Raw genomic sequence first — 24,127 nt, forward strand, 5'->3', positions numbered from 1 at the left:
TCCTTGGCGTGACCGTGAAAGCGTCCGCGTCAGACGCCTTCCGCCCATGAAAGGTTCATTCCAGAGCGCCTGCATTAAGGTGGGGTCATGCCAAGGCGTACGGCACGTCGGCTAGCCCGGCTGCAAGCGACTCGCGCCAGGCGCCGCCAGGGCTTTTCCACCCGCCCGCGGCAGCGGCCATGGTGGATAAGCCGTACGCCCCGCCATCCATCCCCGGCCTTTGACGCCCGCGCCGGGCTGCGGCAGAGTGCGCGCCCCTTTGGTGGTGCGGAGTCGGCGATGAATGCGGTGGTGGTGGCGGTAGGACTAATGCTGGTCCTGAGTCTGGCGCGGGTGCACGTGGTGGTGGCGATGATCGCCGGCGCCGTGGCCGGTGGTCTGATCGGCGGCCTCGGGCTGGAAGGCACCCTGCTGGCCTTCAACGCCGGCCTGGGCAATGGCGCCAAGGTGGCGCTCTCCTATGCGCTGCTGGGCGCCTTCGCCGTGGCCATCAGCCAGTCGGGGCTGGCGCACATGCTGGCCGATCGCGCCCTGGCGCTGATGGAACGCCAGGCGGCCCAGGGCGGACGCTCGCTGCGCTGGGCGCTGCTCGGCCTGCTGCTGGCGGTGTCCATCGCCTCGCAGAACATCCTGCCCATCCACATCGCCTTCATCCCGCTGCTGGTGCCGCCGCTGCTCTATGTGCTGACGCGCCTGGAGCTGGATCGCCGGCGGCTGTCCTGCGTCATGACCTTCGGCCTGATCGCCCCCTACATGTTCCTGCCGGTGGGCTTCGGCAGTCTCTATCTGCACGACATCCTCCTGGCCAGCGTGTCCCGTGCCGGGGTGGACGTCAGCGGCGTGGATCCCAGTCGCGCCATGCTGCTGCCGGCCCTGGGCATGGTGGTCGGCCTGCTGCTCGCGGTCTTCGTCAGCTATCGCCGGTCGCGACAGTACGATCTCAACCTGGTGGCGCGCACCGAGCGGGCCGACCGTCCCTACAACGGCCGCACCCTGCTGGTGGCGCTGATCGCGGTGATCGCCGCCTTTGGCGTGCAGCTCTGGCTGGACTCCATGATCCTCGGTGCCCTGGTCGGCTTCGTGGTCTTTACCGCCACCGGCGTGGTGCGCTGGCGCGAGGCGGACGACCTGTTCAGCGAGGGGGCGAAGATGATGGCGGTGATCGGCTTCATCATGCTCACCGCCGGCGGCTTCGCCGAGGTGCTGACCGCCACCGGCCAGATCAAGGACCTGGCCGCCACCGCCGCCGGCCTGATCGGCGACAACCGCGCCCTGGGCGCGCTGCTGCTCCTGCTGCTGGGCATGCTGGTGACCCTGGGCATTGGCTCGTCCTTTTCCAGCGTGCCCATCCTCGCCGCCATCCTCGGCCCGCTGTGTCTGCACCTGGGCTTTTCGCCGCTGGCCATCGTCTGCCTGATCGGCACCGCCGGCGCCCTCGGCGACTCGGGTTCGCCGGCTTCGGATTCCACCCTGGGCCCCACCTCCGGCCTCAACGTGGACGGCCAGCACAGCCATATCTGGGACACCGTGGTGCCGTCCTTCCTGCACTTCAGCCTGCCGATGCTGCTGTTCGGCTGGGCCGCGGTGCTGCTGCTGTAACCGGCGATTGCCGCCCGGGCGCAAAGCTCCAGCCGGGCGGGTCCAAGGCCTACAGCCAAGGAGTCGCCCCATGTCCACCCCCGCCTTCAGTGTCGAACCCCTGACCGCCGCCGACCTGCCGGCCACCACCGAGGTGGTGCGCCTGGCCTTCGCCACCTGGATGGGCGCCGCCGAACCGGGCGAATTCTGGAACGACCGCGACTATGTGCGCAGTCGCTTCGCCGCACCCCACACCGCCTGGTTCAAGGCCCTCGACGGCGCGCGGCTGGTCGGCGCCATCTGCGTCACCCGCTGGGGGCGCCACGGCATCCTCGGCCCGCTGGCGGTGCATCCGGACTACTGGGACGCCAAGGTGGCCAAGGCGCTGATGGGCGCCGCGGTCGCGCAGCTCGATGCTTGGCAGCTGGTGCATGCCGGACTCTTCACCTTTCCCGACAGTCCGCGTCACCTGGGGCTCTACCAGGGCTTCGGCTTCTGGCCGCAGACCCTGACCGCGGTGATGGCGCGGCCGGTGCAGGCGCAGGCCGCGCCGCCGGCGCTGCGCTTTTCCCTGGCGGCCGAACCCGACCGGCTGCTGGCGGCCTGCGCCGACGTGGGTCGGGCCAATGCGCCGGGGCTGGATGTCTCCGCCGAGATGGCCGCGGTGCGCGCGCAGGGGCTCGGCGAGAGTCTGCTGCTGCAGGATGCGCAGGGCCGGGCGGAGGGCTTCGCCGTCTGCCACTTCGGGCCCCACAGCGAGGCGGGTACCGGGGTCTGCTATGTGAAGTGCGCGGCGGTGCTGCCCGGCGCGGGCGCGGAGGCGCGCTTCGCCCGGCTGATCGCCGCCTGCGACGGCCTGGCCCGGGACCACGGTCAGCAGCGACTGCTGGCCGGCGTCAATACCGCTCGCCGGGGCGCCTACCAATGGCTGCTGGCTCAAGGCTTTCGCAGCGAGATCCTGGGCATCACCCTGCACCGGGGCGACGCCCATTACGATCACCCCGAGGTCTGGCTGCTGGACGACTGGCGCTAGGCCTTGGTGCTGTCTTCAGGATTCTTCTTGCGCGAGCGGCTGCGCGGCTTGGGTGCCGGCGGAGCGACGCTGCTCTGGATGCCGCCGACCTGGGTCAGGTTGTCGTCGGGCTGGTCTTCCAGTTCGCGATTGGCCTGGAACCAGTGCTCGAAATCCTGGCCATGGGGACGCCCTTCGCGTTCCCAGATTTCATAGGCGCGCTGGCGGATGCGTTCTTCGAGGGTCATACCGGTAACTCCAAAGGGGCAGGGGAGAGCGGCCGGCAGCGCCGGCGCTCTTCCTGACTAGGCCAGGGGCGACCGGAAAAAGTTTCTCCGAGGCTTGCGGTGAGTCAGGCGCCGTTGCCGCTTGCCGGGCTCTGGCAGGCCGCTTTTGCGGCCAAGACCGTTCGTCGGGCCCTGGCTAGCCCTGCCAGGCGCGGCGATAGGCGCCTGGCGCCACGCCGTAGGCCTGCTTGAACTGGCGAGTGAGATGGCTCTGGTCGGCAAAGCCCAGCTGCAGGGCTACCTCCAGGGGCGCCCAGCCGGCGCGCAGCAGGCCCTGGGCGCGGGTCAGGCGCTGCTGCTTGAGCCAGGCGTGGGGCGGCAGGCCCGTCGCCCGGCGGAACACCCGCAGGAAATGAAAGGGCGACAGCCCTACCGCCTGGGCCAGTTCTTCGAGGCTGGGCGGTTGCTGCAACTGCTGGCCGAGCAATTCGCGGGCGCGCTGCACCGCCAGGGGTTCGCGGCCAGGTTCGGTCAGGGCGCCCAGGCGGGCATGGCGGCCGAACAGCAGGAGCAGCGCCTCGCGCCAGGCGGTCTGCTGCTCCAGCGCCTCGGCGCCACCATCGGCCAGCCGATGCAGCTGGCCGAAGGCCGCGCTCACCTGAGGGTCGTGCAGCACGCTGGTGGCGAAGGCCGGGGTGGCGTCCAGCGGGCGTCCCAGCTCGGCGAACACGGGGCCCAGCTGCACCAGCGTCGGATAGAAGCCGCGGTACTGCCAGCCTTCCTCGACCGCCGTGGCCCCGGTGTGCAACTCGTCCGGATTGATCAGCACCATGCTGCCGGCCGCGGCCAGGTGCTCGGCGCCGCGGTGGCGAAAGCGCTGGGCGCCGCGCTCGATCACGGTGAACACATAGCCTTCGTGCACATGGGGCGCAAAGCGTTGGCGGCGATAGCGGGCATGCAGCAGCTCGACGCCGCCCAGGCCGCGGGCCGGCCAGAGGCGGGCGTTTTCCTGTTGTCCGTTCATGGCTCTCTCGTGGCCCCGATGGGTTCCACCTTCGGGCTAGAGGAGCCAGCGTAGCAGGTAGAACACGCCCATGCTGAGGATCACCGTGGTCAGCACCCGTCGCGTCCAGAGCATCAGCCCCACCGCGGTCAGGGCCGCCAGCGGGTAGGGATCGACCAGGGTAGCGGCAAGCGACGTTTCGCCGGAGAACAGGATGGGGCCGCAGATGGCGGTGAGCATCCCGGGCACGGCGAATTCCAGGAAGGTGCGCAGGTTGCGGCCCAGGCGCAGCGGCAGGCGGGGTTCGAGAAAGAGATAGCGATTGCAGAAGACCAGGGCGGCCATGCCGAGCACGGTGGCGAGGATCATGGCAGGCGCTCCCGCAGGCGGCGGACCAGAAAGCCCACGCTCATCCCCGCCAGGCCGCCCAGCACCAGGGCGCCCTGCCAGTGCAGGTGATGCAGCCACACCGACACCAGCAGCGCGGTGAGCACGCAGGCCACGGTGGCCAGGTCGCGCACCAGGGGCACCACCAGGGCGATGAAGGTGGCGGCGATGGAGAAGTCCAGGCCCAGGGCACCCAGGTTGGGCAGTACCCGCCCCAGCAGCAGCCCGGCCAGGGTGAAGAGATTCCACAGCAGATAGAAACTCAGGCCCATGCCCAGGGCGCGCCAGCGGTCGAAGCTGGCTGGTTGCTCGGCATGGTTCAGGGCGAAGAATTCGTCGGTGAGCAGGAAGCCGAAGCCCAGCCGCCAGGGCAGTGGCTGGGGCGCCAGGACGCGTCTCAGGTGCAGGCCATAGAGCAGGTGCTGGGAGGTCAGCAGCAGGGTGGTCAGCAGGATGGCAGCGAGGCCCGCGCCGGCCTTGAGCATGCCCAGGGCCACCAGTTGCGCCGCCCCGGCGAACACCAGCAGGGAAAAGGCCTGGCCTTCCAGCACGCTGAGTCCGGTCTCGATGGCCAGGGCGCCGACCAGGATGCCCCAGGGCGCGCAGGCCAGCGACAGCGGCATGATCTGCCAGGCGCCCTGGAGGAAGGCGCGGCGGCGGGAAGCGGTCATCGGCAGGGCTCCGGAGGGCAGGGGATGCCCAGGGTGCCGCGCCGCGTCGCCGCCGTCTTGAACGTTCTTGCGCTGGGGCGCCTTCAGCCTTCCAGCAGGGCGAACAGTTCCAGGTACTGCCGGGTCAGCTTGTGGCCCGGGTCCAGGTGGATCAGCGGGCGATGCTGCTGGTGGGATTCGCGCATCTTCACCGAAGACATCAGCGGCGCCGCCAGCACCGGCAGGTCGCGCGCCTGGAGTTCCTCGATCAGCTGCCGCGGGGTGCTGGCCTGGGCGTGGTACTGGTTGATGACGATGCCCTCGACGGCGAGCTTTTCGTTGTAGTCCTCGCGGATCTCCTCCAGCTCTTCGAGCAGGTCGTAGAGCGCCTGCTGGGCGAAGACATCGCAGTCGAAGGGGATCAGGCAACGATCGGCGGCGATCAGCGCCGAGATGCTGTAGAAATTCAGCGCCGGCGGGGTGTCCAGGTAGATGCGGTCATAGTCTTCGCCAAGCTTGTCGAGGTACTTGGCGAGCTTCTGGATCTTGTACTTGGATTCGAGCTTGAACTGCAGCTCGGTCAGCTCGCCCGAGGCGGCGATCAGATCCAGATTCGGCCAGGCGGTGGCGTGGATGTTGGCCTGGGCCTTCTTGCCGCCGCTCAGGGTCTGCTTGAAGAAATCGGCGATGCCGTGGGGCAGGTCGTCGCCCACCTCGCCGGTGAGGTACTGGCTGGAGTTGGCCTGGGGATCGAGGTCCACCAGCAGGGTGCGATAGCCCTCGTGGGCGCTGATGGCCGCCAGGTTGCAGGCGATGCTGGACTTGCCGACACCGCCCTTCTTGTTGAAGACCACGCGGCGCAGGGCATGACCGGAGGGAGAGCTGTGTGCGTTCATTGAGTCGTCCCGACAGTGAGAGGAGCCTGGGTGCAAAGGTGTGGCTGTGGCGTTTCGCTTATACCGAAAGGCCAGGCGCGGACGATGACGAATTTATGGCCGTTGCATGACATTCGTATGACGAGCCTAGCGCAGCGGTGGAACCTAGGCGTCCGCCCGGGCTTCGAACTCGGCAAGCTCCCGTCGAGAATGCGCCATGACCCTCCGCCGATTCCCCGCCTTGCTGCTGCTCGCCTGCGCTCCGCTGGCCCAGGCCGCCAACGACACCCAATCGCCGGTCCCGGTGCCGGGTGCCCCCGCCCAGACCGATACCCGCGTCCTCGAAGCCGGGGCCGATGTCCTGCAGCGCAAACCGCCCATCGCCGCCCTCAACACCTACCTGGACGGCTTCCACTTCTACAACGGCCATCCCCACAGCCAGATGGAGGCCCATCACTATTGCAGCGTCCTGGGCGAAGAGATGTTCCAGTGCGTGATCTACGACGGCAATGTCGCCGATGCCAAGCTGATGGGCGTCGAGTACATCATTAGCGAACGGCTGTTCAAGACTCTGCCCGAGGCCGAGAAGGCGCTCTGGCACAGCCATGTGCACGAGGTGAAGTCGGGCCAGCTGGTCGCGCCCGGCGTACCCCAGGTGGCCGAGCACCGGCTGATGGACAAGCTGGTGCACACCTACGGCAAGACCTGGCACACCTGGCATACCGATCAGGACCTGGAGCTGCCCCTGGGCGTGCCCCAGCTGATGATGGGCTTCACCGCCGACGGCCAGCTCGATCCCAAGCTGCTCGCCGAGCGTGATCGCCGCCTGGGTATCTCGTCCAGCGAGACCAAGGCCGCCCGTGCCGACCTGCCGACCCCCGCGGTCGCCCCCGGCGCCAACGCCTGGCAGCAGGGCCAGGTCATCCAGCTGCAGGACCCCACCGGCCAGTTGCACAAGCACGACGGCGAGCACACCGAAAAGGGCGTCAATACCAGTTCGAACAAGCCCTGAGAGTTGGGTTAGGCTCCAGTCAGGTAGCCGTCTGGAGTCGACCCATGTCCTTGCCCACGCTACATACGCCTCGGCTGGTGCTGCGGCCTCTTCAACTGGAGGATGCCCAGGCGATCCAGCGAATCTTTCCGCAGTGGGAGATCGTACGCTACCTCTCGGCCAGGGTGCCCTGGCCCTATCCTGCGGACGGTGCCCTGAGTTTCGTCCGTGATCTGGTTCTGCCCGGCATGGCTGCCGGTACCCATTGGTGTTGGACGCTGCGGCTGCAGGCGCAACCTGACGAGCTGATCGGCCTGGCCAGTCTGCAGGAGGAGCCAGATAACCAGCGAGGCTTCTGGCTCGATCCCGGGTACTGGCGCCAAGGGCTCATGAGCGAAGCCTGCGTCGAACTCAATCGCTACTGGTTCCAGGCACTTGGACGGCCGAGTTTGAGGGTGACCAAGGTGATTGCCAATGAAGGCTCCTGCCGGCTGTCGCAGCGCGAAGGCATGCAGCCTGTCTCCTGCCTGGAGATGGACAGCATGAGCGGACGGCTACCGGCGGAGTGCTGGGCGCTCACCCGGACGCAGTGGTTGGCGCAGCAGGGATAGTCCCGGACCCACGTGCCGCTGTCCCACAGGCGTGGCAGAAGTGCGCGAAGGCGCTCTTGCGCGTCTGGCAGGCGCCGCAGTGGTCGTGCAGGCCGATGCCGCAATGGGGGCAGAAGTCGATCCCCGGGTCCTTGAGGTCCACCGGCCGCTCGCAGCCCGGGCAGACGCCCTTGGCCAGCCGCGCCAGGGCGGTGTCGTAATGCAGCTCTTCGCGCCTGACGGTGTCCGGCTGGGCTTCCTTGAGCGCCAGGCGGGCGCGATAGTCCTGCAGGGCGCGGATGGCGTAGCGCCCGCCCAGGACCGTCAGCAGGATGCCCACCAGATAGCGCACATAGCCGCCATAGCTGGGCAGATAGGGCACCAGCTCGACGAAGAAGGCGAACAGCGCGAAGAAGATGAAACCCCAGACGAAAGGCCACCAGGTGCTCTTGCGCTGGCGGACGAACAGCCAGGCGGCAACCGCCAGCAGGGGGAGCGTCAGCGCCAGGCGATAGAGAAAGACCCGCAGTTCGGCCTGCTGGCGGGCGTCGAGCCAGGCCTGCTGGGCCGCGTCGCTCAGCTCGGCCAGGCTGCGCGCGGCGGCGGCCGCGTGCTGCTCGGCATCCAGCAACGCCTGTTCCTGACGTTCGACCTCCTGCTCGGCGGCGCGCTCGCCGGCCTTGAGCGCGTCCAGGGCGCGGCTGCGGGCGATCAGCTCGGCGTCCTGCTCGGGGCGCTGGGTGGTCTGGCGGGTCGCCAGCCAGTTGTCGAAGGTCTCGCGATTGGCCGTGTAGCTGCGCGCCGCCGCGGCCTGCTGCAGCTGGGCCTGGTCGAGGGCGTCCTGGGCCGCGCGCCGGGCCTGGTTCGCCTGGCGCTGGTCCGCTCGCGCCGTGGCGGTGGCTGCCGGATCCATGAAGTCTTCCAGACCCTGCTGGCGCTCCACCTGGGGCAGATCGCCGACCAGGGTGCCGCCCAGGCCGATGAGAAAGCCGGCGAACACCAGCGCCAGCAGCCAGAGGCCGCGGTTGAACCACTTTTCCGAGAGTCGCAGCGATTTGCCCATGGGTCCCTCCAGGTCGAAAGAAGGCACAGCTTAGCCGCTCCCCGGGTGCCCCGCTCAGGCCAGCTTGATCGCCACCACCCCGGCGACGATGGCCAGGCCGGCGCAGACGCGCCCCAGCGGCAGACTCTCGTGCAGCCAGAAGACCCCGATCAGCAGGGCGAACAGCACGCTGGTCTCGCGCAGCGCCGAGACCAGGCCGATGGGCGCCTGGGTGGTGGCGACGATCACCAGGCTGTAGGCCAGCATCGACATGACCCCGCCAGCCAGCCCGGCGCGCCAGTGCGGACCGAGTCCGGCGAAGGCCGAGCCGCCGCGACTCAGGCGCAGCACCAGCGCGGCCACCACGCCGTTCACCGCGAACAGCCAGAGGGCATAGGTCACCGCATCACCGCTGGCGCGCGCGCCCAGGGCATCGGCCAGGGTGTAGGCGGCGATGAAGCTGCCGGTGGTGAAGGCGCAGACCAGCAACGCCAGGCTGGGCGGCGTGCCGCGCCGGGCCCCGAGCAGCGCCATCAGGGCGAGACCGGTCACCAGCAGGCCGAGACCGAGCAGGGCGGGCGGCGACAGCACTTCGCCGAGGGCGAGAAAAGCCACTCCGCTGACCAGCAGCGGGGCGCTGCCGCGGGAGAGCGGATAGACCTGGCCCAGGTCGCCATAGCGATAGGCGCGGGCAAGAAAGGCGTTGTAGCCGATGTGCAGCAGGGCGGAGAGGGCGATCCAGGGCCAGGCCGCGGCCGCGGGCAGGGCCACGAAGGGCAGGGTCAGCAGGGCGGCGACGCCGGCGCCGATCTGGATCAGGCTGGCGGTGAGAAAGCGATCGAGGCCGATCTTGAGCAGGGCGTTCCAGCCGGCGTGCAGCAGGGCGGCGAGCAGTACCAGGGCGAACAGGGGCGTGGTCACGAGGCCTCCGGCCAGGCGGGTCCATCAGTCTAGCCCAGGGCGCCTTCCGGAGCGTCGCCCATGGCGTCCGGGCGCGTCACGTCGCACACTGATGGCCGTCTTTTTTCGCTCAGCCAGGATGGCTGCCATGCACACCTCTTCCCCCCTTCCACCCGCCGCTCTGCCGGTCGCGCCGCGCCACGGCGCGGTCGGCCTGGCGCTGGTCGCCGGCCTGTCGCTGCTGGCCGGCATGACCGATGCCATCGGCTTTCTCGCCACCGGCGATTTCGTCTCCTTCATGAGCGGTAATACCACCCGTCTAGCAGCCGAGGTGGCGGCAGGCCGCTGGGCTGCGGCGGGGCACCTGGCGCTGGCCATCGGCACCTTCGTGCTGGGCAATGCCGGCGGCGTACTGCTGCAACGGCTGACCCGCCAGCGCGCCTGCCTGCTGCTCGGCCTGCTGGCCCTGCTGTTGGCGCTGGCGGCCAGTCTGCCCCTGGGCCCGCTAGCGCTGCTGATCGGAGTGTTCGCCATGGGCATGGTCAATGCGGTGGTGGAGCAGGTCTATGGCCTGCCCATCGGCCTCACCTACGTCACCGGCGCCCTGTCGCGCTTCGGGCGCGGTCTGGGTCACTGGCTGCTGGGCGAGCGGCGACGCGGCTGGCGCATCCAGCTGGTGCCCTGGCTGGGCATGCTGCTCGGCGGGGTGCTCGGCGCTGCGCTGGAAGCGGGACTGGGCCTGGCGGCCTGGTACGCCAGCGCAGCCCTGGCCGCGATCCTGGCGGTGATCTTTCGCCTGATCCCGCGGGCCTGGCAACTGGGCTATCTGGCTTCATGAGCGCCGCGACCCAGACCCTGGGGGTCAGCGCCCGCGATCCCGAACTGGGCCAGGCCAAGGTTCGGTTGGCCTTCATCCTGCCGGCCTCGACCTACATCATCGGCGCCTGGGCCTGGGGGCTGTTCGACACGTCCATCCTGCTGGCCAACCTGCTCTGTTACGCCCTGTTCGCCGTGGCGGCCGTCGGCCTGTTCGTCGAGGTCCGGCGGCGGCCGGGAGTGAAGCCCTGGCGACGGCTGCTGGCCATGAGCCTGGACTTCAGCGCCATCACCTTTTCCTCCATCACCAGCGGCGAGGCTCTACTACCGCTTTTCGGCGTGCTGCTCTGGGTCACGGTGGGCAATGGCCTGCGCTATGGGCGTGGCTACCTGCTGCTGGCCACCGGACTGTCGCTGACCGCCCTCGCCGCCATCATTGCCGGGATGCCTTTCCTGCAGCGCTATCCCACGGTGGCCCTGATGATGCTGGTGACCGCGCTGCTGGTGCCCGGCTACGTGCATTTCCTGCTGACCCGCATCCAGGATTCGCTGCGCGAGACCCAGGCGGCCAACCTGGCCAAGGCGCGCTTCCTGGCCCAGGCCAGTCACGATCTGCGCCAGCCGATCCATTCCATCGGCCTGTTCACCGCCTGCCTGCGCGACGGCCAGCTGAGCGCCGATCAGGGCCGGCTGGTCGACAACATCGACCGCTCCCTGCTCGGCGTCGAGCAGCTGTTCCGCTCGCTGCTGGACATCTACACCCTCGATCAGCAGCAGGTCAGTCCGCGGCGCACGGTGGTGGACCTGGATACCCTGTTCGGCGACCTGGTGCGGCAGAATGCCGAGGCGGCGCGCTGGGCCGGGGTGGAGATCCGCTGGCGCGCCTGCGGGCTGCAGGTCTACAGCGACCCGGCGCTGCTGCTCACCTCACTGCAGAATCTGCTGTCCAACGCCCTCAAGTACGCGCCGGGCAAACCTCTGCTGCTGGCGGTGCGCCGGCGCCAGGGCCAGCTCGCCCTGGTGGTCTACGACCAGGGACCGGGCATCGCCGCCGAGCACCTGCCGCACCTGTGCGAGGAGTTCTACCGGGTACGGGAGACGCGCGATCGCGACATCGAGGGCGTCGGCCTGGGGCTGTCCATCGTACAGCGCATCGCCACCCTGCTCGATCTGCAGCTGACCATCCGCTCGCGCCCCGGCCGCGGTACCGCGGTCAGGCTTCAGGGCCTGCCGCTGGCTACCCTGCCGCTGGAGGTGCGGCCACGGCCGGTGAACGGCCCCCAGCACCTGCTCGCCGGCTGGCGGGTGCTGCTCATCGAGGACGATGCCAACGTGCTGCTGGCCACCGCGACCCTGCTGCGCAGCTGGGGTTGCGAGGTCAACACCGCCACCAGCATCCCCGCCGGCGCCGTGAGTTGCGACCTGGTGATCACCGATTTCGATCTGGATCGCAGCGCCTCGGGCGCCGACTGCATCGCCTATCTCAATCGGCTGCAGGGCCGGCGCATCCCGGCCATCGTGGTGACCGGGCACGACATTCCCCAGGTCCAGCAGGCGCTGGGCGACGCCGAGATCCCGGTGCTGGCCAAGCCGGTGCGACCGGCGGAATTGCGCGCCCTGCTGCTGGCCTTTCGCGTCGCGGCTAGCTGAGCGAGCGCTGGGCGCCGAGGCCGGCCTTGGCGCCAAAGGCGGCCGCCGCCGCGCGGGTGCCGACGCCCAGGGTGCGCAGCAGCGCGGAAACATGGATGCGCACGGTAAAGGGCGAGATGGCCAGGATCCGGGCGATCTCCTTGTTGCTCAGGCCCTGGGTGATCAGGCCGAGCACCTCCAGCTGCCGCGGCGTCAGCGCCTGCAGCCGGTGGTCGGGCGCCAGACTGGCCGGAGCCAGATTCGGCATGGCATAGCGCACCACCGGTTGCCCGGCGAGGCAGTCGGCGATCGCCTCGGCCATGGCCGCTGGCGGCAGCGCCTTGCCGATGAAGCCATCCACGCCCGCCGCCAGGATATGCTCGATCACCGTGGCGTCTTCCAGCATCGAGACCACGATCAGGGTGCTGCGCTTAAATTCCTGGCGCAGGGCGCGCAGCGAAAAGCTCAGGTCCTGGCCAGGATAGAGCAGGTCCAGCAGCAGCCCGCTGGGCGGCTCGCCCTGGCGTGCCAGTTCCAGGACCTGTTGCAGACTGTCGGCCTGCTCCACCTGCGCCTGCGGCTGCAGCTGGCGCAGGATGCGCACCAGGCCTTCACGAAACAGCGGATGGTCGTCGGCGACGATGAAACGTTGCATCTCTGGCTATCCTGGGGGCCCTGGACACCGGGCGTTACGCCGGGGTGGCCCAAAATGGCTAGTCTAGCGCAGGCCCCAAGGGTGGACCACTTGGTAAAACGCTTGGGCTGCCGCAGCGCTCAGCCGTCTTGCGCCAGGCCACGCGGCGCGGCCAGCGGCTCCGACAGGTCCTGCACGGCACCTGCGCCCAACTGCCGCCGCATCAGCCACTCGAAGGCGCCGGTCAGCAGCAGCGCCGCACAGGCCAGGCCGAATGCCAGGCCCCACCAGACGCCATGGGGGCCGATACCCAACCGGACGCCCAGCAGCCAGGCGCCACTGGCGCCGATCAGGCAGTAGCAGAGCAAGCCGCCGTAGAAACCCAGGCGCGCCTGGCGGATGCCGCGCAGAGCCCCTTGGGCGATGCTCTGGGTGCCATCGAAGATGACGAACACCGCCGCGATCAGCACCAGCTGCCGCGCCAGCTCGCTGACCGGGCTGTGGCCATCCGGCAGAAACAACCCCACCAGCCAGGTGGGAAAGCTCCAGAACAGCAGGGCGATGCCCAGCATCACCAGCGCGCCGCCGCCGATGGCCAGCCGCCCCACCAGCAGGGCTTCGCGCGGCCGCCCGGCGCCCTGGTGCTGGCCGATACGGATGCTGGTGGCGTAGGAGAGGCCGGCTGGCAACATGAACACCAGATACACCAGCTGATTGGCGATCTGGTGGGCCGCCAGGGCGGTGGCGCCGAGGGCGCCCATGCACAGCGCCGCGGAGAGGAACAGGCAGGCTTCCACCGCATAGGTACCGCTGATCGCCAGGCCCTGGCCGAGGGTGTCGGCGAGGGCACGACGATCCGGGCGGCGCAGATAGCGGCGCAGGGGATAGGCGGCATAGGCCGGATGGCGGGAGATATACAGCGCCAGGCCCAGGGCCGCGCCATTCATCACCACCGCGGTCACCGCGCCGATGCCCGGCAGCCCGGGTTGCGGCAGGCCGCCCCAGCCGTGCAGCAGCGCCAGGTTGAACAGGGCATTGAGCACCGCCGCGCCGAGCACGATGGTCAGTACCGGTCCGGGGCGCTCCAGGGCGCTGGTGAAACCCCGCAGGGTCATGAACAGCAGATGGCCGGGCAGGGCGAAGGCCAGGCAGCGCAGGAAGACGCCGGCCGCCTGGCGACTCTCTTCCGGCTGGCCGGCCAGGGCCAGCAATGGCTCGATATGCCACAGCAGGGTGCCGGCCAGCAGTGCCAGCACCGCGGCGATCCAGATCCCGGCCGCCGTCACCGCCGCCACGCCCTCGGTATCGCCCGCGCCCCGGCGCAAGGCCGCCAGGTTGGCCACTGCGGTGATCACCCCCACGCAGATCACCGAGACGAAGGAATAGACCGCCGCCCCCAGGCCGCCACCGGCCAGGGCGGCCGGGCCCAGGCGGCCCATCATCAGGGTGTCGGTGAAGACCATGGCCACATAGGCCAGCTGCGCACCGATCAGGGGCAGGGCGAGGCGCAACAGCGCGAGCAACTCGTGACGCGGCAGAGACATGGGTGGATCTCGCTGAGCAGGGCCGACTTTGACAAGAACTCATTGTTGGATGCGGTCGCGCCTTCCACAATCGGAAAATAGCCATGCCATCCATGAGTCAGAGTCATGCCCGACGTCCCCTCGCGGCTGCCGCCGCTGTATGCCCTGCGCGCCTTCGAGGCCGCCGCTCGCCATGGCTCCTTTACCCGCGCGGCTCAGGAGTTGTCGCTGACCCAGAGTGCGGTCAGTCGCCATGTGCGGACGCTGGAAGAGACCTTTGGCTGCCGCCTGTTCGAGCGCGCCGGCCGTCAGCTGGCGCTGACCGAGCCCGGCAAGCTGCTCCTGCCGGGGCTGAGCGAGGGCTTCGAGGCGTTGGCGCGGGCCTGTGGCAATCTCGCCGTGGCCGAGGGCACCCTGAGACTCAAGGCGCCCACCACCCTGTCGCTGCGCTGGCTGCTGGCGCGGCTGGCGCGCTTTCGCCAGCTCAGTCCGCAACTGGACATCCAGCTTACCAGCGTCTGGATGGCCAGCGACCGGGTCGACTTCGTCCACGAGCCCTTCGATTGCGCGGTGCTGCTCGGTGATGGCCGCTTCCCGGCGGACTGGGAGGTGGTGCCGCTGTTCGAGGAGTGGCTGGTGCCGGTCTGCTCGCCGGCCGCCGCGCGTGAAGGCGTCTGGGACCCGGCGCGCCTGCAGCGGGAAGAGCTGCTGCATCCCACCTTCGACCGCCGCGACTGGCGCCGCTGGCTGCAGGCCATGGGCCTGACTCAGGCGGTGCCCCTGACGGGTGGCCAGGTGTTCGACACCCTGGAGCTGGGCATGGCCGCTGCCGCGCGGGGCTACGGGGTGTCCATCGGCGATCTGGTGATGCTGGCCGAAGACGTGGCGGCCGGACTCATCGCCTTGCCCTGGCCCGAGGCGGTGGCCAGCGGCGATGCCTATTACCTGGTCTGGCCGCGCAATCGCCGGGGGCAGGCGCGCTTTCGCCAGCTGGCTGACTTCTTGCAGAGGGAAGTGGCGTCCCAGAGCCTTCCGGAGGTCATTCGCCATAAATAAGGCGCCAGACTGCTGTCATTGGCTTTAGTTCATCGTACCTCTGCCGATAAGATAACAGTTAACCCCTAAGAAGACCGCCCTAGAGCGGTCGGTCGCCTGATATAGCCCTTGCCCTCAAATTCGTACTGCCCTACAGGGATGTAGGCGCTTTGGAGCCCCCTATGGTCATTTCCCCGCGTCGTAGTATCGCCCGACAACTTGCCTTGGCCCTCAGTCTGGTACTGATTGTCGTGATCGCCGGCAGCTGTCTGTTCGCCCTCCATGCCCTGAGCGTGTCCATCGAAGGCACCCAGCGCAAGCACCTGGGCAGCGAGGCCCGACTGCTCTCCGATCAGCAGCAGACCTTTCTAAGCACCCTGAAGATCAGCACCCAGCGCCTGGCCAATCTGTTCGAGCGCCGCTTCGATGGCGGCCTGAGCCTGGCCGGCGAGCGACTGCCCCTGGGCAGCGCCACGGCCCCCGCGCTGCTGTTCGCCGGTCAGGCGCTGAACAGCGACTTCAGCCAGGTCGACGACTTCACCCGGCTGACCGGTGGCGTCGCTACCATCTTCGTGCGCGATGGCGACGACTTCACCCGTATCACCACCTCGCTGAAGAAGCAGGACGGCAGCCGCGCCATCGGTACCCAGCTCGATCGCAAGCACCCGGCCTATGCCGGTCTGCTGCAGGGCCAGAACTACGTCGGGCGCGCCCAGTTGTTCGGGCGCTCCTACATGACCCAGTACACCCCGGTCCGCGACGGCGCCGGCAAGGTCATCGCCGTGCTCTTCGTCGGCTTCGACTACACCGACGCCCAGGCCCAGCAAATGGCCCAGCTGACCCAGCTGCGCATCGGCGAGACCGGCTCCCTGGCCCTGCTCGACGAGCAGGGCAACTGGCTGGTGCCGCCGGCCAATGCCAAGCAGGCCAACGAGCTCCTCGCCGCCCTCAAGAACGATCCCAAGCAGCACGAACACACCTGGCAGGACGGCAACGAGGATTTCCTCAGCGTCAGCGCGCCGGTCGCCGGCGAAGGCTGGACCGTGGTCGCCACCCTGCCCAAGGCCGAGCTGGACGCGCCGGTGCACGCCGTGGGCCTGCGCCTGGCCATCGGCAGCCTGATCGCCCTGGTGCTGGCGGTACTCGCCTCGGTCGTCCTGCTGCGCCACAAGCTGAAGCCGCTGGGCCAGCTGGTGGAGCGGGCCCAGGCCCTGGGTCGCGGTCAACTCAGCGTGCGGGTCGAGGCGCGCAGCCACGACGAGATCGGCGAACTCGCCCGGAGCTTCAACCAGATGGCCGATGCCCTGGCCTCCACCGTCGAGCAGGTCCGTGGCTCTTCGCGCGCGGTCACCGAGCGCTCCCAGCAACTGAGCCAGCTGTCCGACCAGACCCTGAGACGCTCCGCCGAGCAGTCCAGCCAGATCGACAGCATGGCCAGCGCCGTGGAGGAATTCAGCGCCACCGCCCAGAACATCGCCGACGGCATGCAGCGCACCGAGCGTCTGGTGCAGGAAAACGCCCAGCAGACCCGCACCGGTACCCAGGCCATGCAGGGCGCCTCGGGCGCCCTGGAGCAGATCGCCGATTCCCTGGCCAGCACCGCGGAACTCATCAAGGGCCTGGACGGCCGCTCCCAGCAGATTGGCGGCATCATCGGCGTCATCAGCGGGATCGCCGAGCAGACCAACCTGCTGGCGCTCAACGCCGCCATCGAAGCCGCGCGGGCCGGTGAGCAGGGCCGCGGCTTCGCCGTGGTCGCCGACGAAGTCCGGCAGCTGGCCGGTCGCACCAGCGAAGCGACCCGCGAGATCTCGCAGATGATCGGCGCGGTGCAGGGCGAGACCCAGCGCGCCATGGGCGCCATCGACGAAGGCAATCGCCTCATGGAGCAGGGCCTGGCGCGTAACGCCGACGTGGCCCAGGCGCTGCGCAGCATCGACCAGCAGGTCGCCGAGGCGGTGGAGCAATTCTCCGGCATCGCCCAGGCCACCGCCGAGCAGAGCACCACCGCCACCGCCCTGAGTCGCAACATCCAGGCGATCGCCGTGGACAACGCCGCTCAGCGCGATGCCGCCGAGGTGCTGGCCGGTACGGCGGGCGAGCTGCGTCATCTGGCGGAAGACCTGAGCGCCGAAGTAGGGCGCTTCAGCTGACCGGACCTTTCCGGCAGCAGCGAAAGGGAGGCTCAGGCCTCCCTTTTTCATTCCTGCGCACCTCGGCCCTTGCCTGGCCGCAATACTCTGACTACTGTATGCAAATACAGTATAAGAGGAGGGGTGTCATGGGCGTATCCAACGAGGCGGTGCAGGCCGTCGAACGCATGCTGACCACGCTGCGGGCGGAGCGGGACGACTATCGCGAGCTGGCCCACCAGTGGCGGGCCATGTGCTTCGAGCTGGCGCAGGAAAACCAGGCGTTGCGCGATCGCCTGCAGGAGCCGCCACGCCACTACGGCCCGCCTGCCGGCGCCTAGTGACTCGCCCGATACTGCAGGGCTTCCGCCAGCTGCGGTCGCTGGATCTCGTCCTCGCCGGCGAGATCGGCCAGGGTACGGGCCACCTTGACCACCCGGTGCAGGGCGCGCAGGGACAGATTCAGGCGTTCCCCCGCACCTTCCAGCCAGCGCTGATCGGCCTCGCCAAGGGCACAGACCTGGTGCAGCTGATCGAGACCGAGCAGGGCGTTGGGGCGACCCTGGCGCGCCAGCTGGAGGGCGCGGGCGTCGGCCACCTGGCGTGCGGCCTCCGCCGTGGTGAGTTCGCTGACCACTGAAGCGCCCAGGCGCAGGTGCTCGCGGGCCACGGTCAGGTGCAGGTCGATACGGTCCAGCAACGGACCGGAGAGCTTGCCGCGATAGCGCTGGATCTGCTCCGGGCTGCAGCGACAGCGGCCGCTGGGATCGCCCAGATAGCCGCAGGGGCAGGGATTCATCGCCGCCACCAGCTGGAAGCGCGCCGGAAAGCGCACCCGCTCCCGCGCCCGGGCGATGACGATCTCGCCACTCTCCAGGGGCTCGCGCAGCACCTCCAGCACCTTGCGATCGAATTCCGGCAACTCGTCGAGAAACAGCACCCCGCGGTGGGCCAGGGTGATCTCGCCGGGACCGGGACGGCTGCCACCGCCCACCAGCGCCGGACCGGACGCCGAATGATGCGGCTGGCGAAAGGGTCGCTGCGGCCAGTGTTCAAGCGGCTCGGGGCCGGCCACCGAATGGATGGCGGCCACCTGCAGCGCCTCTTCTTCGTCCAGGGGCGGCAGCAGTCCCGGCAGGCGACTGGCGAGCAGCGTCTTGCCGGTTCCCGGTGGGCCGGCCAGCAGCAGGTTGTGGGCACCGGCCGCGGCCACCACCAGGGCGCGCTTGGCCGCCTGCTGGCCCTGGACCTCGGCGAGATCGGGATAGGGCAGCGGGGTGCGCAGCAGGCCGCTGGGCTGATAGGGGGCCAGTACGGCCTGGCCACTCAGGTGACCGGCGAATTCCAGCAGGTGATCGACCGCCAGCACCCTGAGACCACTGGCCAGGCAGGCTTCCTCGGCATTGGCGCGGGGCACCACCAGGATCCGCCCGGCGGCCCGGGCCGCCAGCGCTGCGGGCAGCACGCCGCGCACCGCCCGCACCGCGCCCGACAGGGCCAGTTCACCCAGGCACTCGTAGCCGTCGAGGCCCTGTGCCGGCAACTGCCCGCTGGCGGCGAGGATGCCGATGGCCAGGGCCAGATCGAAACGCCCGCCGTCCTTGGGCAGGTCGGCGGGCGCGAGATTGAGGGTGATGCGGCGACTGGGGAATTCGAAGCCGGCATTAAGGATGGCGCTGCGCACCCGATCCTTGGCTTCGCGAACGGCGGTTTCCGGCAGCCCGACCAGGGTGAGGGCGGGCAGGCCGTTGGCCAGGTGCGCCTCGACGACCACTGGCGGCGCTTCCACGCCCACCTGGGCGCGGGTATGAACGAGGGCAAGCGACATGATCTCTCCTTGATCGTGATTCGCCAGACTCAGGGCTGCACCATCCTGGCGCGCCCTTGGGGATCAGTCGGCGGGCGCGACGTCCGTGGCCGGGGTAACCGGCGGCTTGACCTCGGCGGTTTGCGGCTTTTCCAGCTCGGTGAGGCGCGCTTCGAGGGCTTCCAGGCGCGCACGGGTGCGGGCCAGCACGGCCATCTGGGCATCGAATTCGTCGCGGCTGACCACATCGAGCTTGCTCAGGGCGCCTTGCAGCAGTGCCTTGAATTGGCTTTCGATCTCGGCCTTGGGCAGCGGCGAGTCCTGACCGAACAGCCGGCTGGCCTGCTGAGTCAGGGAATCGAACAGCGAACGGGTCGTGGACATGGTTATCCCCTGCAATGGATCAAAGCTCGAGTGTAGCACAGCGGGCTTCCGGCCCTCCGGCAGCGGCCTTGCACCGCTTTGGTGCCAGTCCCAGCCCAGAGCTGTTCGCTGTTGGTGCAAAGTCCTGCCCGCAGGGCCAGGTCCTGCCCCTTCAGGAGGCGCGCCAGCCGGGCTGGCGCTCGAAATCCGTACGCCTTCACAAACCTGGCAAGCTTTCTGCTACTGCCGATGCAGAGACGGGCGTCAGAGGGCGCCTGGGGTGGAGGCGCGCTCTGGCCGCTTCTGCCGTGACCGCGGCGATTACCACGCCAACGGTTAAACAGACGGTCACTGCGCTAGACTTGGACCGGGGTTTGTTTTCCTGGGGCCAGTCAACTCAATCGGGAGAAGTTCATGAAACTAGTCACCGCCATCATCAAGCCGTTCAAGCTCGACGACGTGCGTGAGTCGCTGTCCGAGATCGGTGTGCAAGGCATCACCGTTACCGAGGTCAAGGGCTTCGGCCGTCAGAAGGGCCATACCGAGCTCTATCGCGGCGCCGAATACGTCGTCGACTTCCTGCCCAAGGTCAAGATCGACGTCGCCATCGCCGACGATCAGCTCGACCGCGTCATCGAGGCCATCACCAAGGCCGCCAACACCGGCAAGATCGGTGACGGCAAGATCTTCGTGGTGAATCTCGAGCAGGCCATCCGCATCCGCACCGGCGAAACCGACACAGACGCCATCTGACGCCTTAACCGACCGCCCAACCCCACACGAGCCCCAGGAGAAACAACGATGACTCTGCGCACCTACGCAGGGCTAGGAGCCCTCATGTCTTTCGTAGCGCTGCCGGGCCTGGCCATGGCCCAGGAAGCGGCTGCGGCACCAGCCATCAACAGCGGGGATACGGCCTGGATGCTGGTCTCGACGGCCCTGGTGCTGTTCATGACCATCCCGGGTCTCGCGCTGTTCTACGGCGGCATGGTGCGTGCCAAGAACGTCCTCTCGGTGATGATGCAGTGCTTCGCCATCACCGGTCTCGTCAGCATCCTGTGGATGGTCTACGGCTACAGCCTGGCCTTCGACACCACCGGCATGGAGAAGGGCGTCACCAACTTCAATTCCTTCATCGGCGGTCTGGGCAAGGCCTTCCTGTCCAGCCTGCAGCATGATGCCGTGACCTCGGCTACCGCCCTGTTCCCGGAAAGCGTCTTCGTCACCTTCCAGATGACCTTCGCCATCATCACCCCGGCGCTGATCGTCGGTGCCTTCGCCGAGCGCATGAAGTTCTCCGCCATGCTGGTCTTCACCGGCCTGTGGTTCACCTTCGTCTACGCCCCCATCGCCCACATGGTCTGGAGCGGTGACGGCGGCCTGATGTGGGACTGGGGCGTGCTGGACTTCGCCGGCGGCACCGTGGTGCACATCAACGCCGGTGTGGCCGGTCTGGTCGCGGCCCTGGTCCTGGGCAAGCGCAAGGGCTATCCCACCACTCCCATGGCGCCGCACAACCTGGGCTACACCCTGGTCGGTGCCGCCATGCTGTGGGTCGGCTGGTTCGGCTTTAACGCCGGTTCCGCCGCCGCCGCCAACGGCACCGCCGGCATGGCCATGCTGACCACCCAGATCGCCACCGCAGCTGCCGCCCTGGGCTGGATGTTCGCCGAGTGGATCACCCACGGTAAGCCGAGCGCCCTGGGCATCGCTTCCGGCGTGGTCGCCGGTCTGGTCGCCATCACCCCGGCCGCCGGTACCGCCGGCCCCATGGGCGCCCTGATCATCGGCCTGGCCGCTGGCGTGATCTGCTTCTTCACCGCCACCAGCCTCAAGCGCAAGCTCGGCTACGACGACTCCCTGGACGCCTTTGGCGTGCACGGCATCGGTGGCATCGTCGGCGCCCTGCTGACCGGTGTCTTCGCCGCTCCGTCCCTGGGTGGCTTCGGCACCGTTACCGACATCGGCGCCCAGCTGTTCATCCAGTTCAAGGGCGTGGCCTTCACCATCGTCTACACCGGCATCGTCACCTTCGTGATCCTCAAGGTGCTGGACGTGGTCATGGGTCTGAGAGTCAACGAAGAAGAGGAAACCGTAGGTCTGGACCTCACCCTGCACAACGAGCGTGGCTACAACCTGTAAGCCACCACTCTGGAAAAAGGCGCCGCGAGGCGCCTTTTTCATGTCCGCCATACGGCTGGAACAACCGCCATCCTGCTGTGTCTAGACTGCACGCAAGCGGTGTGCAATCACCGCTTTGCTTTTCCGATCGTCGCGCTAGAATGCGCGCCCAGTCAGTCGGCGGGGGTTGTTCATGTGGCTGCAGCGGAGCTTTTCCCTGCGCGCGCGGGCGCGTGGTTTCCATCTCGTCACCGCTGAGGTGCTGGAGCAGCTGCCCGAGCTTGGCGAGTGCCGGATCGGCCTGCTGCACCTCTGGCTGCAGCACACCTCGGCCTCGCTGACCATCAACGAGAATGCCGATGGGGCGGTACGCCGCGACTTCGAGCGGTTCTTCAACCAGCTGGTGCCCCAGGGACAGGCCGGTTACGAACACGACTATGAAGGGCCGGACGACCTGCCTGCGCATTTCAAGAGCAGTCTGCTCGGCTGCAGCCTGAGTCTGCCGGTCCAGGCGGGTCGCCTGGCCCTGGGAACCTGGCAGGGCATCTACCTGGGCGAGCATCGCGACCAGGGTGGCGCACGGCGACTGATCGCGACGCTGCAGGGCGAATAGCCAGGAATTTTTTTTAGGAGGCCGCGTCAAAACGCGCGGTCCGATTTTGCCAAAGTGTGTGGAGGCGGTTTATGAGCGACGAAGATCTGGAGCAGGACGACCTGGAGACAGGCGCGGAAGAAGAGGGCGATAACGAAGACTTCGCTGCCGCAACCGACGACGCCGAGCAAGAGGAAAGCGGGGACAGCGAAGCGCCCGCGTCCGGGAGCAAGGCCAAGAAGAAGCGTGAAGCCGAGCCCGAGGAATTGCCTTCGGTGGAAGCCAAGCAGCGCGAGCGGGATGCGTTGGAAAAGGCCATGCAGGACTTTCTGGCCCGCGGTGGCAAGGTGCAGGAAATCGACGCCAATGTGGTCGCCGATCCGCCGAAGAAGCCCGACAGCAAATATGGCAGTCGTCCCATCTAGGACCGTGCCATACCGCCTTCGAAACCCCGCCTCGGCGGGGTTTCGTCTATCTGGCGATCACAACAGCGCCATCACCATGATGAAGCCGGTGAAGGCTGCAGCCATGGTCGCAAGGCAAGCCATGCAGATTACATCATCTCTCTCATACATGTTGGCAGCGCCCTAAAGCCTAATGGGTGATGGCATTCTGCTCCTCTGGCAAACATCTCCCTGTGTGGCTCATCGCAAAAGGCCATCATCTCGCCGTCGTGATGCCAAGCAGTTCACCAATGGCGCGGGGGCCCGTAATAGGGACGGGGTTCATAGGCCGGCTGGTAGGGGTAGTAGCCCGGTGGCGCCGGCCGCCAATGGGGCGCGGCATAGCCGGGCTGCGGATAGGGCTGGTAATAGCTGTAGGGATAGCGATCCCTGCGGTAATAGGGGTGGTGCCGGTGATGCCGTCGAAATTCGCCCGCCGGCAGGAATTCGCCGCCCTCGGCGACGGCTGCGGGGCCGCCTGCCCAAGGTTGCCCACGCTCGGGGCCCTCGTAGGCGGCGGCCAGGCCGCTGGCGGTCAGGGTGGCGGTCAACAGCAGAATCAACGACGCTCGCGATGCCATGGTGCTCTCCTCGCGGCGCTCGATGGGCCGCGTCACCATGAAACACCTTTGGCGGTCAGCGGACGTCAGGCCAGGTAAAGGTCTGGTAAGGCCGCCCGTAGGCTCAGGCCCAGTCCAGGCCCTGCATGCCCACGGCGACGATGAGCGCCATGGCCAGCAGGCCGATGCCGCACATCAGGATGGTCAACTCAAGTTGATCCAGACGCCGCTTCATCCCTGCCACCAGTGCCATAGGGTAAAGCCGATCAGCGCCATGACCAGGCTGAGAAACAACCGGTTCAACCAGCGGCTGACGCCACTCAGGAGCCTGAGCCAGAAGGGTGCGGCGGGCTCGACGGCGCGCGGGCCGGGTTGAGCGACGGCGTCCTGGGGGAGAGCGCCGGGCAGAGCGGGAGCGACGAGGGGAAGCGAGGGAATGGGCATGCAGCGAGCGCCTCCGTGCGCCTGGTGCGAAGTCCAGCTGACCACAGCGGTCAGCCAAGGTCGAGCAGCACCCTGGACGGGCTGCCACTGCTGCGATCGATCATCGCCGAAATCCCCTACAGCCGGGAAACGACCTCCTGAAACCGTCGGGCGGATCGCACTCCTGACCGCAAATAGCCGCGGACCCGGTGGCCTGGCCGCGGGCTCCGAGTGCGGAGGAGCCCTGCGCGGCTTGAGCGCCCGTGCGGACCGGTGCAGGCTGGATGACCTCGGCGCCCTGGCGCCAGCCCCGGAGGGAAAACGTCATGAGCAATCTGTTTCGCGACCTGCCCGATGCCTCCGCGACGGAGGTGTTCACGGCCCTGCTGGAGCGGCCCGGCTGTCGTATAGAGCGGATCGTCTCCCAGGGCCAGACGACGCCGGCAGCGGCGCCCTGGCGGCAGGCCCATGAGGAATGGGTGCTGCTGCTGAAGGGCGCCGCGCGGATCGCCCTGGAGGGGCGGGAGGTGGCACTCGAACCGGGCGATACGCTGTTCATCCCGGCTGATGTCGAGCACTGGGTGACCTACACCGATCCCGCGGTCGCCACGGTGTGGCTGGCGATCCATCTCGGTGCGGTGGACGGGGCTCCAGCACCCGCGTGAGCAGGGCGGTACCGAACTCTTCAGACCAGGCGCCCGCAGCGCGGGTCGTTGCAAAGACGTTCTGGGCGGCAGGGAAGGGACGCGCCCGGGGTTTGGACGCGAGCGGGTAGGAATCGCAGGCACAAAAAA

General features: G+C 68.3%; 26 protein-coding genes. 14 read left to right on the forward strand and 12 right to left on the reverse strand.

Annotated features, from left to right (window positions below):
• Positions 1-279: 279 nt before the first annotated feature.
• Together QKY98_RS06625 and QKY98_RS06630 are read left to right on the forward strand one after the other, a co-directional pair.
• Entirely contained in the window at positions 280-1,599 is a 1,320-nt protein-coding gene (locus QKY98_RS06625; protein WP_284670557.1) for a Na+/H+ antiporter family protein, read from the forward strand.
• Between the two features lie 70 nt (positions 1,600-1,669).
• Positions 1,670-2,611 (forward strand): GNAT family N-acetyltransferase, encoded by a 942-nt coding sequence (locus QKY98_RS06630; RefSeq protein WP_181085571.1) that lies wholly within the window; start codon positions 1,670-1,672, stop codon positions 2,609-2,611.
• Here QKY98_RS06630 and QKY98_RS06635 read toward each other — a convergent pair.
• The 5 genes from QKY98_RS06635 to QKY98_RS06655 form a co-directional block, all read right to left on the reverse strand.
• On the reverse strand, positions 2,608-2,838 hold the full coding sequence (locus QKY98_RS06635; RefSeq protein WP_145248785.1) for a DUF2934 domain-containing protein: 231 nt from the start codon (positions 2,836-2,838) through the stop codon (positions 2,608-2,610). The genes QKY98_RS06630 and QKY98_RS06635 overlap by 4 nt on opposite strands.
• Positions 2,839-3,013: 175 nt before the next feature.
• Positions 3,014-3,841, reverse strand: a complete 828-nt coding sequence (locus QKY98_RS06640; RefSeq protein WP_278388584.1) for an AraC family transcriptional regulator — start codon at positions 3,839-3,841, stop codon at positions 3,014-3,016.
• A 36-nt stretch (positions 3,842-3,877) separates the two neighbouring features.
• Positions 3,878-4,189 carry an AzlD domain-containing protein gene (locus QKY98_RS06645; RefSeq protein WP_027597460.1) on the reverse strand — a complete coding sequence of 104 codons (312 nt, stop codon included), beginning with the start codon at positions 4,187-4,189 and terminating at the stop codon, positions 3,878-3,880.
• A complete protein-coding gene (locus QKY98_RS06650; RefSeq protein WP_007159822.1) occupies positions 4,186-4,878 on the reverse strand; it encodes an AzlC family ABC transporter permease in 693 nt (230 codons plus the stop codon). The genes QKY98_RS06645 and QKY98_RS06650 overlap by 4 nt, the downstream gene beginning before the upstream one ends.
• Before the next feature lie 83 nt (positions 4,879-4,961).
• Complete coding sequence (locus tag QKY98_RS06655) at positions 4,962-5,720, reverse strand: ParA family protein (RefSeq protein ID WP_144949169.1); 759 nt, start codon at positions 5,718-5,720, stop codon at positions 4,962-4,964.
• A gap of 229 nt (positions 5,721-5,949) precedes the next feature.
• On the opposite strand from QKY98_RS06655, the gene QKY98_RS06660 reads away from it, so the two are divergent.
• Both QKY98_RS06660 and QKY98_RS06665 read left to right on the forward strand, forming a co-directional pair.
• Positions 5,950-6,744 (forward strand): OBAP family protein, encoded by a 795-nt coding sequence (locus QKY98_RS06660; RefSeq protein ID WP_169854910.1) that lies wholly within the window; start codon positions 5,950-5,952, stop codon positions 6,742-6,744.
• A gap of 44 nt (positions 6,745-6,788) precedes the next feature.
• Positions 6,789-7,334, forward strand: coding sequence for a GNAT family N-acetyltransferase (locus QKY98_RS06665; RefSeq protein WP_284670558.1), 546 nt, complete (start codon positions 6,789-6,791; stop codon positions 7,332-7,334).
• On the opposite strand, the gene QKY98_RS06670 is transcribed toward QKY98_RS06665, so the two are convergent.
• Together QKY98_RS06670 and QKY98_RS06675 are read right to left on the reverse strand one after the other, a co-directional pair.
• Positions 7,300-8,376, reverse strand: a complete 1,077-nt coding sequence (locus QKY98_RS06670) for a zinc ribbon domain-containing protein (RefSeq protein WP_284670559.1) — start codon at positions 8,374-8,376, stop codon at positions 7,300-7,302. The two genes, QKY98_RS06665 and QKY98_RS06670, sit on opposite strands and share 35 nt — an antisense overlap.
• Before the next feature lie 54 nt (positions 8,377-8,430).
• On the reverse strand, positions 8,431-9,276 hold the full coding sequence (locus QKY98_RS06675; RefSeq protein ID WP_284670560.1) for an EamA family transporter: 846 nt from the start codon (positions 9,274-9,276) through the stop codon (positions 8,431-8,433).
• Positions 9,277-9,403: 127 nt separating this feature from the next.
• Between QKY98_RS06675 and QKY98_RS06680 the strand changes: the two genes are divergently transcribed.
• Complete coding sequence (locus QKY98_RS06680; RefSeq protein WP_267397668.1) at positions 9,404-10,093, forward strand: YoaK family protein; 690 nt, start codon at positions 9,404-9,406, stop codon at positions 10,091-10,093.
• A complete protein-coding gene (locus QKY98_RS06685) occupies positions 10,090-11,721 on the forward strand; it encodes an ATP-binding response regulator (RefSeq protein WP_144960822.1) in 1,632 nt (543 codons plus the stop codon). The genes QKY98_RS06680 and QKY98_RS06685 overlap by 4 nt, the downstream gene beginning before the upstream one ends.
• Here the strand turns inward: QKY98_RS06685 and QKY98_RS06690 are convergent.
• Together QKY98_RS06690 and QKY98_RS06695 are read right to left on the reverse strand one after the other, a co-directional pair.
• Positions 11,714-12,355: a LuxR C-terminal-related transcriptional regulator gene (locus tag QKY98_RS06690; RefSeq protein ID WP_027600685.1), complete on the reverse strand. Its 642-nt coding sequence runs from the start codon at positions 12,353-12,355 to the stop codon at positions 11,714-11,716. The two genes, QKY98_RS06685 and QKY98_RS06690, sit on opposite strands and share 8 nt — an antisense overlap.
• Before the next feature lie 119 nt (positions 12,356-12,474).
• A complete protein-coding gene (locus QKY98_RS06695; RefSeq protein ID WP_267397676.1) occupies positions 12,475-13,878 on the reverse strand; it encodes a NorM family multidrug efflux MATE transporter in 1,404 nt (467 codons plus the stop codon).
• A 105-nt stretch (positions 13,879-13,983) separates the two neighbouring features.
• On the opposite strand from QKY98_RS06695, the gene QKY98_RS06700 reads away from it, so the two are divergent.
• The 3 genes from QKY98_RS06700 (at position 13,984) to QKY98_RS06710 (ending at position 17,365) form a co-directional block, all read left to right on the forward strand.
• Positions 13,984-14,913: a LysR substrate-binding domain-containing protein gene (locus QKY98_RS06700; protein WP_077171080.1), complete on the forward strand. Its 930-nt coding sequence runs from the start codon at positions 13,984-13,986 to the stop codon at positions 14,911-14,913.
• Positions 14,914-15,074: 161 nt separating this feature from the next.
• The gene (locus QKY98_RS06705; RefSeq protein ID WP_037006627.1) at positions 15,075-17,045 is read left to right on the forward strand and encodes a methyl-accepting chemotaxis protein; all 1,971 of its coding nucleotides are present in this window, start codon (positions 15,075-15,077) and stop codon (positions 17,043-17,045) included.
• Between the two features lie 128 nt (positions 17,046-17,173).
• Positions 17,174-17,365, forward strand: a complete 192-nt coding sequence (locus QKY98_RS06710) for a hypothetical protein (RefSeq protein WP_027597468.1) — start codon at positions 17,174-17,176, stop codon at positions 17,363-17,365.
• Here QKY98_RS06710 and QKY98_RS06715 read toward each other — a convergent pair.
• Both QKY98_RS06715 and QKY98_RS06720 read right to left on the reverse strand, forming a co-directional pair.
• Positions 17,362-18,852, reverse strand: a complete 1,491-nt coding sequence (locus QKY98_RS06715; protein WP_027597469.1) for a YifB family Mg chelatase-like AAA ATPase — start codon at positions 18,850-18,852, stop codon at positions 17,362-17,364. The genes QKY98_RS06710 and QKY98_RS06715 overlap by 4 nt on opposite strands.
• A gap of 63 nt (positions 18,853-18,915) precedes the next feature.
• Entirely contained in the window at positions 18,916-19,215 is a 300-nt protein-coding gene (locus QKY98_RS06720; RefSeq protein ID WP_027597470.1) for an accessory factor UbiK family protein, read from the reverse strand.
• Between the two features lie 393 nt (positions 19,216-19,608).
• On the opposite strand from QKY98_RS06720, the gene glnK reads away from it, so the two are divergent.
• From glnK to sutA, 4 genes are all read left to right on the forward strand, one after another.
• Positions 19,609-19,947, forward strand: coding sequence for a P-II family nitrogen regulator (gene glnK / locus QKY98_RS06725; protein WP_003096476.1), 339 nt, complete (start codon positions 19,609-19,611; stop codon positions 19,945-19,947).
• Between the two features lie 48 nt (positions 19,948-19,995).
• Positions 19,996-21,336 carry an ammonium transporter gene (locus QKY98_RS06730; protein WP_027597471.1) on the forward strand — a complete coding sequence of 447 codons (1,341 nt, stop codon included), beginning with the start codon at positions 19,996-19,998 and terminating at the stop codon, positions 21,334-21,336.
• A gap of 172 nt (positions 21,337-21,508) precedes the next feature.
• Positions 21,509-21,928, forward strand: coding sequence for a secondary thiamine-phosphate synthase enzyme YjbQ (locus QKY98_RS06735; RefSeq protein ID WP_007159806.1), 420 nt, complete (start codon positions 21,509-21,511; stop codon positions 21,926-21,928).
• Between the two features lie 71 nt (positions 21,929-21,999).
• On the forward strand, positions 22,000-22,332 hold the full coding sequence (gene sutA, locus QKY98_RS06740) for a dormancy-specific transcriptional regulator SutA (protein ID WP_007159805.1): 333 nt from the start codon (positions 22,000-22,002) through the stop codon (positions 22,330-22,332).
• Between the two features lie 263 nt (positions 22,333-22,595).
• On the opposite strand, the gene QKY98_RS06745 is transcribed toward sutA, so the two are convergent.
• Entirely contained in the window at positions 22,596-22,931 is a 336-nt protein-coding gene (locus QKY98_RS06745) for a hypothetical protein (RefSeq protein WP_007159803.1), read from the reverse strand.
• A gap of 728 nt (positions 22,932-23,659) precedes the next feature.
• On the opposite strand from QKY98_RS06745, the gene QKY98_RS06750 reads away from it, so the two are divergent.
• Positions 23,660-23,998 carry a cupin domain-containing protein gene (locus tag QKY98_RS06750; protein WP_077171075.1) on the forward strand — a complete coding sequence of 113 codons (339 nt, stop codon included), beginning with the start codon at positions 23,660-23,662 and terminating at the stop codon, positions 23,996-23,998.
• The last annotated feature ends 129 nt before the right edge of the window (positions 23,999-24,127 follow it).

Source organism: Pseudomonas sp. HR1, from assembly GCF_030175875.1.
Lineage (GTDB): Bacteria > Pseudomonadota > Gammaproteobacteria > Pseudomonadales > Pseudomonadaceae > Chryseomonas > Chryseomonas oryzihabitans.

Coding starts and splice junctions, on each gene's coding strand:
- QKY98_RS06640 (WP_278388584.1), bottom strand. CDS start 3,841: ATGAACGGACAACAGGAAAACGCCCGCCTCTGGCCGGCCCGCGGCCTG.
- glnK (WP_003096476.1), top strand. CDS start 19,609: ATGAAACTAGTCACCGCCATCATCAAGCCGTTCAAGCTCGACGACGTG.
- QKY98_RS06650 (WP_007159822.1), bottom strand. CDS start 4,878: ATGACCGCTTCCCGCCGCCGCGCCTTCCTCCAGGGCGCCTGGCAGATC.
- sutA (WP_007159805.1), top strand. CDS start 22,000: ATGAGCGACGAAGATCTGGAGCAGGACGACCTGGAGACAGGCGCGGAA.
- QKY98_RS06750 (WP_077171075.1), top strand. CDS start 23,660: ATGAGCAATCTGTTTCGCGACCTGCCCGATGCCTCCGCGACGGAGGTG.
- QKY98_RS06625 (WP_284670557.1), top strand. CDS start 280: ATGAATGCGGTGGTGGTGGCGGTAGGACTAATGCTGGTCCTGAGTCTG.
- QKY98_RS06680 (WP_267397668.1), top strand. CDS start 9,404: ATGCACACCTCTTCCCCCCTTCCACCCGCCGCTCTGCCGGTCGCGCCG.
- QKY98_RS06730 (WP_027597471.1), top strand. CDS start 19,996: ATGACTCTGCGCACCTACGCAGGGCTAGGAGCCCTCATGTCTTTCGTA.
- QKY98_RS06630 (WP_181085571.1), top strand. CDS start 1,670: ATGTCCACCCCCGCCTTCAGTGTCGAACCCCTGACCGCCGCCGACCTG.
- QKY98_RS06710 (WP_027597468.1), top strand. CDS start 17,174: ATGGGCGTATCCAACGAGGCGGTGCAGGCCGTCGAACGCATGCTGACC.
- QKY98_RS06705 (WP_037006627.1), top strand. CDS start 15,075: ATGGTCATTTCCCCGCGTCGTAGTATCGCCCGACAACTTGCCTTGGCC.
- QKY98_RS06715 (WP_027597469.1), bottom strand. CDS start 18,852: ATGTCGCTTGCCCTCGTTCATACCCGCGCCCAGGTGGGCGTGGAAGCG.
- QKY98_RS06645 (WP_027597460.1), bottom strand. CDS start 4,189: ATGATCCTCGCCACCGTGCTCGGCATGGCCGCCCTGGTCTTCTGCAAT.
- QKY98_RS06690 (WP_027600685.1), bottom strand. CDS start 12,355: ATGCAACGTTTCATCGTCGCCGACGACCATCCGCTGTTTCGTGAAGGC.
- QKY98_RS06735 (WP_007159806.1), top strand. CDS start 21,509: ATGTGGCTGCAGCGGAGCTTTTCCCTGCGCGCGCGGGCGCGTGGTTTC.
- QKY98_RS06695 (WP_267397676.1), bottom strand. CDS start 13,878: ATGTCTCTGCCGCGTCACGAGTTGCTCGCGCTGTTGCGCCTCGCCCTG.
- QKY98_RS06700 (WP_077171080.1), top strand. CDS start 13,984: ATGCCCGACGTCCCCTCGCGGCTGCCGCCGCTGTATGCCCTGCGCGCC.
- QKY98_RS06665 (WP_284670558.1), top strand. CDS start 6,789: ATGTCCTTGCCCACGCTACATACGCCTCGGCTGGTGCTGCGGCCTCTT.
- QKY98_RS06635 (WP_145248785.1), bottom strand. CDS start 2,838: ATGACCCTCGAAGAACGCATCCGCCAGCGCGCCTATGAAATCTGGGAA.
- QKY98_RS06685 (WP_144960822.1), top strand. CDS start 10,090: ATGAGCGCCGCGACCCAGACCCTGGGGGTCAGCGCCCGCGATCCCGAA.
- QKY98_RS06745 (WP_007159803.1), bottom strand. CDS start 22,931: ATGGCATCGCGAGCGTCGTTGATTCTGCTGTTGACCGCCACCCTGACC.
- QKY98_RS06670 (WP_284670559.1), bottom strand. CDS start 8,376: ATGGGCAAATCGCTGCGACTCTCGGAAAAGTGGTTCAACCGCGGCCTC.
- QKY98_RS06660 (WP_169854910.1), top strand. CDS start 5,950: ATGACCCTCCGCCGATTCCCCGCCTTGCTGCTGCTCGCCTGCGCTCCG.
- QKY98_RS06720 (WP_027597470.1), bottom strand. CDS start 19,215: ATGTCCACGACCCGTTCGCTGTTCGATTCCCTGACTCAGCAGGCCAGC.